Raw genomic sequence first — 13,623 nt, 5'->3', positions numbered from 1 at the left:
GATCAGGGCCGGCCGGCCAGCGCGGCGAGCAGCTCCAGCACGCAGAGCGCGGCGAGGCGCACGGTACGGGCGTCCTCGTCGTCCGCCGTCGCGTCCACCTCGGCGATGTCGGCGCTCACGACGCGGGGATCGCCGGCGATGCCTCGCACCAGCGCACGCAGCTCCCAGGCCGCGAACCCGCCGGGCACGCTCGCGGGGCATCCCGGGGTCGCGGCGCGGTCGCACGCGTCCACGTCGATGTCGAGGTGCACGCGGGAGGCGTCTCCGGCGCCGGCGATCTCGACCGCCTCGGCCACGACGTCGTCGATGCCGCGGCGGCGCACCTCGTCCAGAGTGATCACCCGGATGCCCCAGTCCGCAGCGCGCTGCGCGTAGGCGGCGGAGTTCGCGAAGTCCGCGATGCCGATCTGCACGATCCGGTGCGGGTCGATCGCGGATCCCTCCGGGGCGTCCTCGACGAGGCGGCGCACGGGTGAGCCGTTCGAGACGCCGTCGCGCAGATCGAAGTGCGCGTCGATCGTGATGAGCCCCGTGGATCCGGATCCGAGGGCGACGGGGTAGGTGAGGGAGTTGTCACCGCCGAGTGCGATCACGAGGCGCGATGCCGCGGACAGCTCGGACACGCGGGCGATCGCGCGGGCGATGCCCTCGTCGCCGTCCGGCTCGTGCACGTCGCCGGCGTCGGCGATCCGCAGCACGGCGTTCAGGTCGACCACGGGCGGGCCCATCAGGGTCGGGCTGTAACGGCGCAGGGCGTCGCGGATCGCGGCCGGCGTCGCATGCGCGCCGGTGGGCGAGAGCGACGTGCGCCAGGTCGGAACTCCGAGCACGACCGCATCGGCGGGCGTGCCGAACTCGGGCCAGTCGCCCCCGCGGGGCCAGAGGGGATCGTGCGACAGTGCCATGTGGAGTCCCTTCCCGGACGCGCGGGCGGCATCCGAGAACAGCGTGCCACGGCGCGGGTTCTCCGCGGGGATGCCCGTGCGAACGTTGTCTGGCCCACCAGACACCCAGCGTGCAGGTTCCGGTTCGTCTCGCCCGGGCCCGGTTGACTCCGGCGGTTGTCGGTCGGGTTCGCGCCGCTGTCGTGTGTGCCGGCATGCCTCGCTTGCCGGCCTGCTGCCCGCGACGATCCGCACACGATGTCACGATCAGCACACGAATACGCCGGATCCGTGTGCTGATCGTGACAGGGTGTGCTGATCGTGACAGTCCGCGGTTCGTCACACGCCGCGGTTCGCCGCACGCCTCAGCTCGCCGCACGCCTCGGTTCCTCACCGCGGGTCGCCGCACGCTGCGGATCATCACTCGCCGTGCATCGTCACACCCCGCGGAGTGCGGCGAGGATCGCTGCCTGCACGGAAGGCCAGTCGTGCACGACCTGCGCGTAGTCGAACCGGAGGGTGCGGTATCCGAGGCGCGCAGCGGCGGTGTCGCGCACGAGATCCCGGTGTCGCTGCGTCTCTCCGTCGTGGTTCTCCCTGCCGTCCACTTCGATGATGAGCCGGTCGACCACGAAATCGACCCTGCCGACCCCGACGATGCGCACCTGGCTTTCGAGGCGCAGACCGATCAGGTGCAGTCTCAGCCGCAGCAGCGATTCGAGTCCGCTGTCCGCGTCGTGCCGCGCCAGATCGACGAGCCAGCGGGCGGAGGCCGGCAGAGCTTCGCGGATCCGCCGGCGAGCCGCCACGGGCAGAAGTCGTTGCCTCCAGGCGGACTCGAAGGCGGCGAAGAACGCCTCATCTCCGGCGCAGAGGCGCAGGTGCAGCAGGGCGGTCTCGAGATCCGCCCGACCGAGTGGCGGTGAGCCGCGGTAGTAGTGCGGAACGCAGGCGCAGTCCGGATGCGCGCGCCCATGCCGCCCCGCGCCCAGCCAGACGTGCGGCCCGGCGACCTCGGGCAGCACCCAGATCCGCTGCTCCATCAGCACGCTCGCGCACGTGAGCGCGCCACCATGCGTGACCGCGGCGCGGACGTCGGGAACGATCGGGCCGGCCGCGAACACGCCGTCCCTCAGGCGGTCGACCGTTCCGGCACGCACGGCACGGGCGAGCGCTGTGCGGGTGAAGCCGAGCCGCTGCAGGTCCGGTCCCCGGGCGATGCCGCCGCGGCGTCGGATCGTGTCGATCAGGGAGAGCATGTCCTCAGCGTGGCGAACTCCACTCGCCCCCGGCGCCGACATCACGGGATCCGTGCACAACCCTCGATGTCGGGCCACTGTGAGGGACGATCGACCGGAACGATCGGCACACGATGTCACGATCAGCACACGAAAACGCCGGATCCGTGTGCTGATCGTGACGGGGTGTGCTGATCGTCACGGGGCCATGGGCAACACCTCACCCGGGCCCCTCCGGATCCAGGGGCTAGACCGAACCGAGGGGTAGTCCGGATCCAGGGGGCAACCGTGCTCGGCAGCCAGGCCGGGCCCAGGGAGCAGACCGGGCCCGGCACGGCTAGGCCGGGCCCGGCATGGCTACACCGGGCCCAGGGGCCAGACCGGGCCCGGCACGGCTACACCGGGCCCAGGGAGCAGACCGGGCGCGGAACGGCTACACCGGGATCACGGCATGGGCGACCGCGAAGATCGCGAGCCCCGCCAGAGCTCCGACCACGGTGCCGTTGAGCCGGATGTACTGCAGGTCGCGGCCGACCATGAGCTCGATCTTCTCCGTGGTCTCGGCCGGATCCCACCGCTCCACGGTGTCGGTGATGATCGAGGCGATGTCGTGCCGGTAGCGGTCGACGAGGAACACGGCGGCGTCGGTGAGCCAGGTGTCCACGCGGTGCTGCAGCGGGTCTTCCGTGGCCAGGCGATCGCCGAGCTCGCCGATCGCCACGGCGGCGCGACGGCGCAGCCCGCTCTCGGGATCCGCGAGTGCGGACAGGAGCCCGGTCTTCGCCGCGTTCCACACCTCGGCGGCCAGTGCGCCCACGCGCGGGCTGTCGAACACGGCGGCTTTGGCGTTCTCCAGACGCGCCCTCGTGTCGGGGTCGTGCTGCAGGTTGTTCGCCAGGCGGGAGAGGTATCCGTCCAGGGCGCGTCGGGCGGGGTGGCGCGGATCCGCCTGCACCGCGCGCACGAAGCGCACGGCCTCGTTGTAGGCGGCCTCGTCGACGAAGCGGTGCGCAAGGCGCGGCACCCAGCCCGGCAGCCGGCGCGAGAGCAGCCCCTGGAACGCAGCTGCGTTGCCGTCCAGCCAGGTGGCGATGCTGTCCACCGCGAGGTCGACCGCCCCGCGATGGGCGTCGGCTTCCACGATGCGCTGCAGCCAGGCCCCCGCGGGCGTGCCCCACTCCGGGTCGACCAGGTGCTCGCGGGCGAGCTCCGCGATCACGCTCTGCACGTCGTCGTCGCTGAGAGCGCGCAGCACGGCGGAGGCGATCGTGGATCCCTCCGTCGCGACTCGCTCCGCATGCGAGGGCTCGCGCAGCCAGGATCCGAGTCGCGCGGCGATCGAGGCGTCCTCGAGCTTCGTGCGCACGACCTCCGCGGAGAGGAAGTTCGTCTCGACGAACTCGCCGAGCGTGCGGCCGATCTCGTCCTTGCGGCTGGGGATGATCGCGGTGTGCGGGATGGGCAGTCCGAGCGGGTGCCGGAACAGCGCCGTCACGGCGAACCAGTCGGCCAGAGCGCCGACCATGCCGCCTTCTGCGGCCGCGCGGACGTACTCCAGCCACGGGTAGCGCCCCTGCAGCCAGAACGCGACGACGAACGCGATCGCCATCACACCGAGCGCGGCGAGGGCGACGGCCTTCATCCGCCGGAGGGCCCGCAGACGCTCCAGATCCGCCGGGGACAGCAGTGCTTCACGGGCGCGAGCCATGCGCCCATCCTTGCAGAGCCTCTCCACGCCTTGCAGAGCCTCACCGCGCGAGGCGGGCGGTACTCTCTACCTCGTGATCGAAGACATCAAGAAGCGCGCCCTGCACCGCACCAGCATCCTCGAGGGGCAGCTCCGCGGCGTCGCGAAGATGATCGAGAACGAGGAGTACTGCATGGACATCATCACGCAGTCCCGCGCGATCCAGCGTTCGCTCGAATCCCTCAACAAGCTGCTGCTCGAGAACCACCTGCGCACGCACGTGGCGCACATGTTCGACGAGGGCGGTGAGCAGCGCGAGCAGGCCATCGAGGAGCTTCTGAAGGCGTTCGACTTCCAGGCGAAGTAGCTCGCTCGTAACACGCACGAAACACGCATATTCGTTGACAGACGCCTGATCGACAACGAATATCGTCGCAGGAATCCGACGAACCTACGTTTTCCTCTGTACTGAGCGCAGATCCTGTGCCAGACTCTCCGCAGCGAAGAACTCACTGTGGAGGTTCCATGAGCGGTCCCATGTCCGTACCTGCTCAGAGCACGACCGATGCGGCCACCGGCGGCGTCGAGATCTCTGGCGTCACCAAGTACTACGGTGAGGCGACGGCCGTCGACCGGCTGTCGCTGTCGATCCGGCCGGGGGAGTTCCTCTCCCTTCTCGGTCCCTCGGGATGCGGCAAGACCACGACCCTGCGCATGATCGCGGGCTTCGAGCACCCCGACGAGGGCGACATCCGCCTGAGCGGCCGGAGCGTCCTCGGCCTTCCCCCGCACAAGCGGGAGGTGAACACGGTCTTCCAGGCGTACGCGCTGTTCCCGCACATGACGGTGGCGGAGAACGTCGCCTACGGACTGCAGCAGCGCGGGGTGCCCAAGGCCGAGCAGCGCGAGCGCGTGGCCGAGGCCCTCGACATGGTGCAACTGCGTCGCTTCGCCGACCGCAAGCCCACCCAGCTGAGCGGCGGGCAGCAGCAGCGCATCGCGCTGTCCCGCGCTCTGATCAACCGCCCCAGCGTGCTGCTGCTGGACGAGCCGCTCGCGGCTCTCGACCGCCAGCTGCGCGAGGAGATGCAGCTCGAGCTGAAGCTGCTGCAGTCCCGGCTCGGCACGACCTTCGTGTTCGTCACGCACGACCAGGCGGAGGCGCTGTCGATGAGCGACCGGATCGCGGTGATGCGTGCGGGGCGGATCGAGCAGCTCGCCGCCCCCGCCGACATCTACGCCGAACCGGCCTCGGCCTACGTGGCCTCGTTCATCGGCCAGCAGAACTTCCTGCACGGGACGGCACTGGGCGGCGACGCCGTGGACACCTTCGCGGGAACCGTGCACGGCCGCTGGGGCGGCGCGCAGAGCGCTCCCGGATCCGCCGCCGTCGCCGCGATCCGCCCGGAATTCGTGCGGCTCGCTCCTGCGGGACGTGCGGACGAACCCGGCCTCGACGGCACCGTGCTGGGCGTCTCGCATCTGGGCGAGACCCTGCAGGTCGCCGTGGACGTGGGCCGCGAGCAGACGTTCCTGGTGCGGATCCCCGCTCCCGGCGCGCCGGCGGTGGCCGTCGGCGACGCCGTGCGCTGCACCTGGAGCGACGCCGACGTGCGCATCTTCGCCGGCGACGGGATCCCCGAGACGGCCACCCACGTGATCGCCCTGCCCAAGGAAGCGGCCTGATGGCGCACGGCGGCGCTCACGGCCAGGCCCCGGTGCGGGTGCTCGCGAACGCTCCCTCCGCACGCAAGATCGGTGCCGAGCTGACGCGGCGCGGCTTCCTCGCGACCGCGCTCGCGGCCTCGGGCGCCGTGCTGTTCACCGCCTGCGCCCCGCAGAAGGCGTCCGCGGCATCCCAGGCGAACGGCGGTCCGCTCGAGGACAAGCTCTCGATCTACACCTGGAGCGACTACGACAATCCGGATCTGCTGAGCGCCTTCACGAAGAAGAAGGGGCCGAAGATCGTCGTCGACGCGTTCAACTCGAACGAGGAGCTCGTCGCGAAGCTGGTCGCCGCACGCGGCACGTCGGGCTACGACATCGTCGTCCCGACGGGTCCGTTCATCCTCCCGATGGCCGAGAACGGTCTGCTGGAGCGGCTGAACCTCGACCTGATCCCGAACTTCCAGACGATGAACCCCCACTTCATCCACCGCACGTTCGATCCGAAGAACGAGTACTCGATCTGCAAGGCATGGGGCACGACGGGCTTCGCCTACGACAAGACCGTGATCAAGCGGGAACTGACCGGGTGGGCCGACTTCATCGATGCGGCGCAGAACGAGGCCTCCGGGAAGACCTCCCTCCTCGATGACCCGGCGCCCATGTGCGGCATCTACTTCTGGTCCCACGGGATCGACTGGAACACGACGGACGAGAAGCACCTCGCGGACTGCGAAGCGTTCATGACGAAGGAGATCGCCCCGCACGTGATCTCCTTCGACTCCGCACCCGGCGGACAGATCATCCCGCAGGCGACCGCGGCACTCGTGCAGGTGTACAACGGCGACGCGCGCACCGGGATCGCGGCATCGAAGAATCCGGAGCGCTGGCAGTGGGTGCTGGGGGCCCCGGCGACCGAGATCTGGATGGACAACTGGTCGATCGCAAAGGGGGCGCCGCACCCCGAGGCGGCGCACGCCTTCATCAACTTCATCATCGCGCCGGACGTGCAGGTGAAGCAGATGGACTACATCGGCTACGACACCGGCGTCGAGGGCAATCAGCAACGGGCCGAGGAGGCGGGATTGGAGAACCTCGACATGGTCTTCTTCACGGAGGAGCAGATCGCCACGATGCACGAGGGGAAGTTCACGAAGGCCCAGGAGCGGATCGTGGCGATCTGGAACGCGACGAAGGCGGCCGCCGGTGCGTAAGCTCAGGATCCGCTTCGGCCTGGCCCTGCCGGCCTGGGTGTGGCTGCTCGTCTTCTTCGTCGTCCCGATCGGCGTCGTGGTCTGGTACAGCTTCGGCTACAAGCCGAGCATCTTCTCGACCAACGCGAACGACAAGCTGTCCTTCGATCGCTACGTCGAGGCGCTCTCGCCCACCTTCTTCGCGACCTTCCAGAACACGCTCTGGGTCGGCATCGCCGGAACCGCCCTGTGCCTGATCATCGGCGCTCCCGTCGCGTACTGGATCGCGGTGAAGTGCGCGCCGAGCCGGCGCGGGATGTTCCTCGCCCTGGTGATGGTGCCGTTCTGGACCAACTTCCTGGTGCGCACGATCGGCTGGCAGATCATCCTGGCGCCCGAGGGCTGGCTCTCGCACGCACTGCAGTTCCTCGGCGTGATCCCGGGGCCCCTGGGGATCCTGAACACCCGCGGTGCGGTGCTGCTCGGCGTCGTCTACAACTATCTGCCGCTCATGATCCTGCCCCTGTTCGTGGCATTCGACCGCGTCAGCGGACCGCTGCGCGAGGCGAGCAAGGACCTCGGCGCCGGCAGCTGGCAGACGTTCTTCCGCGTGACGATCCCGCTCGCGCAGCCCGGCATCATCGCCGGGGTGCTTCTGGTCTACATCCCGCTCATGGGCGACTACATCACGGCGACCGTCCTGGGCGGTGCGAAGGGCAACATGGTCGGTCAGATCGTCGCCAGCCAGTTCCAGACCGCGCAGAACTGGGCGCTCGGATCCGCGATGGCCGTGCTGCTCATCCTCACGATCGCCCTGTCGATCGGGGTCATGGCGGCGATCGGCTGGCTCGTCACGATCCCCATCCGCCGCAGCTACCGACTGACGCTGGAGGACGCACGATGACCGTCGTCGCAGAACGCCCCGCCGAGCAGGCGGATCCGTCACCGTCCACGACCCGGGCGGGATCCGGTCGCCGTGCGAAGGCGCCGCGCAACGTCAGTCGCTGGCTGCTGCCGCTGTGGGCGACGCTCGTGTTCGTCTTCCTGTTCCTGCCGATCGCCGTCGTGATCGTGTATTCGTTCAACGTCGGCCGACTGCTGATCTCGTGGGACCACTTCGGCTTCGACTCGTTCGCCGCGATCGTCACCAAGCCGGCCGTCCGCGACGCGGTGCTGGTCTCGCTGCGCACCGGCCTCATCGCGGCCGTGCTCGCGACGGCGCTCGGCACCCTCGCCGGCATCGCGATGGCACGCACCCCCGGCAAGTGGGTGCCGTGGTTCCTGGGACTGCTGCTGCTGATCTCGGTGACGCCCGAGATCGTGGACGCGGTGGCGCTGCTGCCCTGGGTCGTCTTCCTCGGCCAGGATCTGGGGCTGTCGATCTTCAACGACGGCACCGTGCGCCTCGTGATCGGCCAGTCGCTGTTCTCCATCGCGATCGTGTCGTACATCGTGCGGGCGCGCCTGGTCGGCCTCGATGCGAAGCTGGAGGAGGCCTCGGCCGATCTCTACGCCAAGCCGTTCACCACCTTCGCGAAGGTCACGCTGCCGCTCGCGATGCCGGCCGTCCTCGCGGGCTTCCTGCTCTCGTTCACGCTGGGGCTGGACAACACGATCGTCTCCGCCTTCGTGCAGGTCTCGGGCACCACGCCCTGGCCCGTGTACGTGCTGAGCGCGCTGCGCAGCGGCCTGCGTCCGGAGATCGCCGCGGTGTCCACGATCATGCTCGTGCTGACGCTCGGGGCTCTCGCGCTCGTGGCCCTGGTCTTGAAGAAGGCAGGCGACTCCGCGGCCGACATCGCCCGGACGATGGCGGGAGGCTGAGCCGGGCGGCTAGCCTCGGCTGCGTGGACGCCTCCGACCTCGCCGCCCTCCGCGGCGGACTGCTCGCCTTCTGCTATCAGATGCTGGGCTCCCCGTTCGACGCGGAGGACGCGGTGCAGGATGCGCTCGAACGGGCCTGGCGCGGCCGCGCGTCCTACGATCCGGCCAGGGCCGCTCTGTCGACCTGGGTGTACCGCATCGCGCGCAACGTCTGCCTGGACAGGCTTCGCGAGACGCCGCGCCGCCCGCTCCCGCGCGACCTCACGGATCCGGGCATCGACGTCGGCGCCCCTCTGGTCCCGGCCATGGACGTGCCGTGGCTGGTGCCGGCACCGACCCGCTGGTGGGCCGACTCCGAGCCGGAGCGGGTGGTCGCCGAGGCCTCCGGGGTGCGGCTCGCGGTGACTCTCGTGCTGCAGGCGCTGCCCCCGAAGCAGCGCGGCGTGTTCATCCTGCGCGAGGTGCTCGGGCATTCCGCGGCGGAGACGGCCCGGATCCTCGAGACGAGCGTGCCGTCGGTGAACTCGGCGCTGCAGCGCGCGAAGGCGGCAGTGGCAGAGCGGTCCTCTCGCGCCGCGCCGCTGCGGCGCGAGACGGTCGAGCGGTATGCGCGCGCCATCGAGCAGGCCGACGTCGCGGCTCTCGCAGAGCTCGTCGCCGATGACGTGCTGTTCGAGATGCCGCCCGTGCCGTACTGGTCGATCGGTCGGGAGACCTACGCCGCGTTCATGGCGCACCTGTTCGACGGGCAGGGCACGCGCTGGCAGACCCGCCCGATCTCGGCCAACGGGCAGCACGGCTTCCTGCTCCTGCGCGTCGATGAGGACGGCCCTCAGCCGCACACCGTGCAGCTGTTCGAAGCCGATGCGACGGGAACCAGGATCGGCCACGTGCTGGTGTATCGCGACGCGGCGCTGTTCGCCCTGTTCGAGCGCGACGGCGTCGTCGCCGTATGAGGTACCCGAACGGATCCCGCTCGCACCGATGAGTTCGACGGCTCTCGTCCGTACACCCTTGTGAAGCCCTCCGCGGAGGATCCGCATCGGGGCACGACGCAAGGAGCACGACATGGCACGCATCATCGTGGCGCAGTTCATCACCCTCGACGGGGTCGTGGAGGACCCGGACGGATCGGACGGCACGCCCTTCGGAGGGTGGGCGTTCCGCCATGGCCGGGAGGCGATCGCGGGAGACAAATTCGGCTACGGGACGATCCTGCAGACAGGCGTCTTCCTGTTCGGACGCCGCACCTGGGAGTCGTTCTCGGCTCTGTGGCCGCCGCGCGACGCGACGGATCCGTTCGCCCGCGCGTTGAACGCCGCGGACAAGGCGGTCGTCACGGGCGGTGACGTCGACCTCGATCGCTGGCAGCACTCGCGGCGGGTCGAGTCGGATCCGGTGGGCTGGGCGCGGGAGACCGCGGCGGAGCGCGACGTCATCGTGATCGGCAGCGGCTCGCTCGTCGACGGCTTCGTCGCGGCCGGTGCCGTCGACGAGTACCGTCTGCGCGTCTTCCCGACGGCGACCGGCGCCGGCCGTCGGCTGTTCCCCGACGGCGCGGCGCTCGACCTCGTGAGCGTCGAGCAGATGGGGCCGACGAGCCTCGTGATCGCGACACCGTCCGCTCGGGGTCGTTGAGCGAGGACGCCGCACGGTCGTTGAGCGAGGACGCGCAGCGACCGAGACGAAACGCAGATCGAGACGAAACGCCGCACGGGTTCAGAGGGAGCGGATGCAGAGGAAAGGGGAGGGCGGATCCCCATCCGCCCTCCCCGTGTCGCGTCCCCAGCGACTACAGCACCGACTCGGCCTCCTTCAGCACGCCGCGCAGGATCCCGGTGATCTCGCGGAACTCCGCCGGACCGATCGTCAGCGGCGGTGCGAGCTGGATCACAGGGTCGCCGCGGTCGTCCGCACGGCAGTACAGCCCGGCCTCGTAGAGAGCGCCGGAGAGGAACCCGCGCAGCAGCCGTTCCGACTCGTCGTCGTCGAAGGTCTCCCGCGTCGTCTTGTCCTTGACCAGCTCGATCCCGAAGAAGTAGCCGTCGCCGCGCACGTCGCCCACGAGCGGCAGATCGAGCAGCGTCTCCAGTTCTGCGCGGAACAGCGGCGAGTTCTCCCGCACGCGCTCGTTGAGCTTCTCCTCCTCGAAGATGTTCAGGTTCTCCAGCGCGACCGCGGCCGAGACCGGGTGCCCGCCGAACGTGTAGCCGTGCGGGAACGACAGATCGCCGTGGGCGAAGGGCTCGTAGATCCGGTCGCTCACGATCGCGGCGCCCAGGGGGGAGTAGCCGCTCGTGATGCCCTTGGCGCAGGTGATGATGTCGGGCACGTAGCCGTAGGCGTCGCACGCGAACATGTGCCCGATCCGGCCGAAGGCGCAGATCACCTCGTCGGAGACGAGCAGCACGTCGTAACGGTCGCAGATCTCGCGCACCCGCTGGAAGTAGCCGGGCGGGGGCGGGAAGCAGCCGCCGGAGTTCTGCACCGGCTCGAGGAAGACGGCCGCGACCGTCTCAGGACCCTCGAACTGGATCATCTCCTCGATCCGGTCGGCGGCCCAGACTCCGAACGGCTCGGGATCCGTCGGCGCGCCCATCTCGGCCGCGCGGTAGATGTTCGTGTTCGGAACGCGGAACCCGCCCGGGGTGACCGGCTCGAACATCGCCTTCATCGCGGGGATGCCCGTGATCGCGAGCGCGCCCTGCGTCGTGCCGTGATAGGCGATCGAGCGCGAGATGACCTTGTGCTTGGTGGGCTTGCCCTGCAGCTTCCAGTAGTGCTTGGCGAGCTTGAAGGCGGTCTCGACGGCCTCGCCGCCGCCCGACGTGAAGAAGACCCGGTTCAGATCGCCCGGGGCGTAGCCGGCGAGCCGGTCGGCGAGCTCGATCGCGGCCGGGTGCGCGTACGACCACAGCGGGAAGAACGCCAACTGCTCCGCCTGCTTCGCGGCGGCCTCGGCCAGCCGCTTGCGGCCATGGCCGGCGTTGACGACGAAGAGGCCGGCCAGCCCGTCGATGTACTGCTTGCCGGTGTCGTCCCAGATGTGGTGTCCCTCGCCCCGGACGATGATCGGCACACCGGTGCGGTCCATCGTGGACTGCCGGGTGAAGTGCATCCAGAGGTGATCGTGTGCTTTCTGTTGCAGATCGGCGCTCATGTTCCGATCTTGTCACTCGAAATCGGAATTGACAACAGAAATCGAAGGTTGAAGTCCCCGGATCCTGCGGATTCCGAGGTCACGGGTTCCGGCGGCGGAATCACGCCGTCACGGCAGCTGGACGACCTCGGTGTCCGGCATGGGCGCGGCGTCGCGGTCGCGCAGATCCGGGAAGAACCGCACGAACACCGCCGAGACGACGAGCGCCGCCGCCGCGAAGCACGTGGCGGCGAGGTAGGCGCCCGTCGGGCTGTGCAGGCTGTCGATGAGGAATCCGGCGATGGCGGATCCGGCGGCCGCGCCGATCAGCTGCCCGGTGCCGGCCCAGCCGAACGCCTCCGCGGTCTCGGAGAACTTCACGCTCGCGGAGGTGATCGCGAACAGCACCGCGAGGGCGGGGGCGATGCCGATGCCTGCCGCGAGCAGGGTGCCGCCGAGCCAGAACACGTTGAGGGAGACCATGGTCAGCGCGAGGCCGACGGTCACGATGGTCAGTCGCCGTGCCATCGCCCACGGCCCCATGGGCACCCGGCCCGAGGCGAGACCGCCGACGAGGCTTCCCACGGAGAAGACGGCGAGCACGAGCCCCGCCTCCAGGCCGCCGTGGTCGAAGGTCTTCACCACGCCTGCCTCCACCGCGGAGCAGGCGCCGATGAGGAGGAAGCCGATGACCGTGGCCAGCAGCACCGGCGGCTTCAGCACGACGGCGCCGAAGCCGCGGCGGCTGCGCGGGATGCGCACGCGCCCGACCTCGGGGGAGAGGATGAACCAGGCTCCGCCGCCCACGAGCACCGCGGCGACGAGCAGCAGGCCCTGCACGGTGCCGACCTGCGTGGACACGATCGTGATGACGACGGGCGCCACGATCCAGATGATCTCCTGCAGCGATGCGTCCAGCGAGAACAGCGGTGTGAGCTGCGAGGAGTTCACGAGCTTCGGGTAGATGGTGCGCGCGGCGGACTGGATCGGCGGGGTGGAGAGCCCGGCGATCAGGCCGAGCACCACGTAGCCGGCGAGCGGCAGGAACGAGAAGAACGCCAGTCCGAGGAATGCGAGCACGCAGATCGACAGGGTCAGCGTGAGCACGGGGCGCATGCCCCAGCGGCCCATCCAACGGCTGGTGACGGGGCCGGACACGGCCTGTCCGATCGACGACGCCGCCAGCACGAGTCCGGCCGCCCCATAGGATCCGGTCGCGTGCTGCACGTGCAGCAGGATCGCGAGGCTCGCCATGCCGTTCGGGAACCGCGCCGTCAACTGCGCGGCGATGATGCGCCCGACTCCCGGTACGCGCAGAAGCTCCTTGTATCCCGATCCGGCCACGGATCAACGCTACAGGTCGCGGGGCGCGGAGAGCAGGTCCCGCGTCCGCCCGGACCGTCCTGCGGGAGGAGTCGATGCGACACGCCGACGACACGCCGGAGGGCGATTTCCACAGGCTGAGGAATGTCCGCGGCCCCTTCTAGCGTCGGATCTGTGGAGGGATCCGACGGGGGCGTCCGCGAGCCGCGGGAAACCGCGGTTCGGGAGGGCTCCGCGGCTGCCCCGGGCTGTGGACAGAAGCGTGGAGAACCTGTGTTGTAGCGGTGGAATACGGTGGAAAACTACACGGTTGTAACTACTAGCCCTTGTGGTCGATCCGAATGTCCGCACCTATATGTAGTATTGAACTCCCGGCAGGGCCACCTGTCCGAAAGCCGGGTTCTGAGGGGAAGAAGAGGCGCAATACATGTCCATCACGGTCTACACCAAGCCCTCCTGCGTCCAGTGCAACGCGACCTACCGCGCGCTCGACGCCAAGGGCATCGAGTACGAGATCCACGACGTCTCCGAGGACGCCGCGGCGCTCGAGCACGTGAAGTCGCTCGGCTACCTGCAGGCGCCCGTCGTCGTCACCGACGAGGACCACTGGTCGGGGTTCCGTCCCGACAAGATCGACGAGCTCGCCGCTCGCCTGGCGTAATCGCGGAGG

13 protein-coding genes are annotated in these 13,623 nt (G+C 69.6%); 8 read left to right on the top strand and 5 right to left on the bottom strand.

The window, feature by feature from the left end; translation table 11 throughout:
• Positions 1-2: 2 nt before the first annotated feature.
• The 3 genes from LXM50_RS11145 to LXM50_RS11135 form a co-directional block, all read right to left on the bottom strand.
• On the bottom strand, positions 3-905 hold the full coding sequence (locus LXM50_RS11145; RefSeq protein WP_233311392.1) for an agmatinase family protein: 903 nt from the start codon (positions 903-905) through the stop codon (positions 3-5).
• A 416-nt stretch (positions 906-1,321) separates the two neighbouring features.
• Positions 1,322-2,143 carry a type IV toxin-antitoxin system AbiEi family antitoxin domain-containing protein gene (locus LXM50_RS11140; protein ID WP_233311391.1) on the bottom strand — a complete coding sequence of 274 codons (822 nt, stop codon included), beginning with the start codon at positions 2,141-2,143 and terminating at the stop codon, positions 1,322-1,324.
• A gap of 412 nt (positions 2,144-2,555) precedes the next feature.
• Entirely contained in the window at positions 2,556-3,830 is a 1,275-nt protein-coding gene (locus LXM50_RS11135; RefSeq protein WP_233311390.1) for a DUF445 domain-containing protein, read from the bottom strand.
• Positions 3,831-3,903: 73 nt separating this feature from the next.
• Between LXM50_RS11135 and LXM50_RS11130 the strand changes: the two genes are divergently transcribed.
• The 7 genes from LXM50_RS11130 to LXM50_RS11100 all read left to right on the top strand — a co-directional run bounded on the left by LXM50_RS11130 (position 3,904) and on the right by LXM50_RS11100 (position 10,129).
• Positions 3,904-4,176: a metal-sensitive transcriptional regulator gene (locus LXM50_RS11130; RefSeq protein ID WP_233311389.1), complete on the top strand. Its 273-nt coding sequence runs from the start codon at positions 3,904-3,906 to the stop codon at positions 4,174-4,176.
• Between the two features lie 158 nt (positions 4,177-4,334).
• Positions 4,335-5,495 (top strand): ABC transporter ATP-binding protein, encoded by a 1,161-nt coding sequence (locus LXM50_RS11125; RefSeq protein WP_233311388.1) that lies wholly within the window; start codon positions 4,335-4,337, stop codon positions 5,493-5,495.
• Positions 5,495-6,688: an extracellular solute-binding protein gene (locus tag LXM50_RS11120; protein ID WP_233311387.1), complete on the top strand. Its 1,194-nt coding sequence runs from the start codon at positions 5,495-5,497 to the stop codon at positions 6,686-6,688. The genes LXM50_RS11125 and LXM50_RS11120 overlap by 1 nt, the downstream gene beginning before the upstream one ends.
• On the top strand, positions 6,681-7,571 hold the full coding sequence (locus LXM50_RS11115) for an ABC transporter permease (protein ID WP_233311386.1): 891 nt from the start codon (positions 6,681-6,683) through the stop codon (positions 7,569-7,571). Before LXM50_RS11120 ends, LXM50_RS11115 begins: the two co-directional genes overlap by 8 nt.
• Positions 7,568-8,491, top strand: a complete 924-nt coding sequence (locus LXM50_RS11110; protein WP_233311385.1) for an ABC transporter permease — start codon at positions 7,568-7,570, stop codon at positions 8,489-8,491. The genes LXM50_RS11115 and LXM50_RS11110 overlap by 4 nt, the downstream gene beginning before the upstream one ends.
• A 23-nt stretch (positions 8,492-8,514) precedes the next feature.
• Positions 8,515-9,447 carry an RNA polymerase subunit sigma-70 gene (locus LXM50_RS11105; RefSeq protein WP_233311384.1) on the top strand — a complete coding sequence of 311 codons (933 nt, stop codon included), beginning with the start codon at positions 8,515-8,517 and terminating at the stop codon, positions 9,445-9,447.
• Positions 9,448-9,559: 112 nt separating this feature from the next.
• Entirely contained in the window at positions 9,560-10,129 is a 570-nt protein-coding gene (locus LXM50_RS11100; RefSeq protein WP_233311383.1) for a dihydrofolate reductase family protein, read from the top strand.
• Positions 10,130-10,283: 154 nt separating this feature from the next.
• Here the strand turns inward: LXM50_RS11100 and LXM50_RS11095 are convergent, their stop codons facing one another.
• The gene (locus LXM50_RS11095; RefSeq protein ID WP_233311382.1) at positions 10,284-11,651 is read right to left on the bottom strand and encodes an aspartate aminotransferase family protein; all 1,368 of its coding nucleotides are present in this window, start codon (positions 11,649-11,651) and stop codon (positions 10,284-10,286) included.
• A 108-nt stretch (positions 11,652-11,759) separates the two neighbouring features.
• Complete coding sequence (locus LXM50_RS11090) at positions 11,760-12,923, bottom strand: MFS transporter (RefSeq protein WP_233311559.1); 1,164 nt, start codon at positions 12,921-12,923, stop codon at positions 11,760-11,762.
• Positions 12,924-13,380: 457 nt separating this feature from the next.
• Here LXM50_RS11090 and nrdH point away from each other — a divergent pair, with 457 nt between their 5' ends.
• Positions 13,381-13,614 carry a glutaredoxin-like protein NrdH gene (gene nrdH, locus LXM50_RS11085; protein WP_045273567.1) on the top strand — a complete coding sequence of 78 codons (234 nt, stop codon included), beginning with the start codon at positions 13,381-13,383 and terminating at the stop codon, positions 13,612-13,614.
• Positions 13,615-13,623 lie beyond the last annotated feature (9 nt).

Source organism: Microbacterium sp. Au-Mic1 (genome assembly GCF_021341785.1).
Lineage (GTDB): Bacteria > Actinomycetota > Actinomycetes > Actinomycetales > Microbacteriaceae > Microbacterium.
Note: the sequence above shows the minus strand (reverse complement) of the source record. Positions and strands in the feature narration are given on the sequence as shown.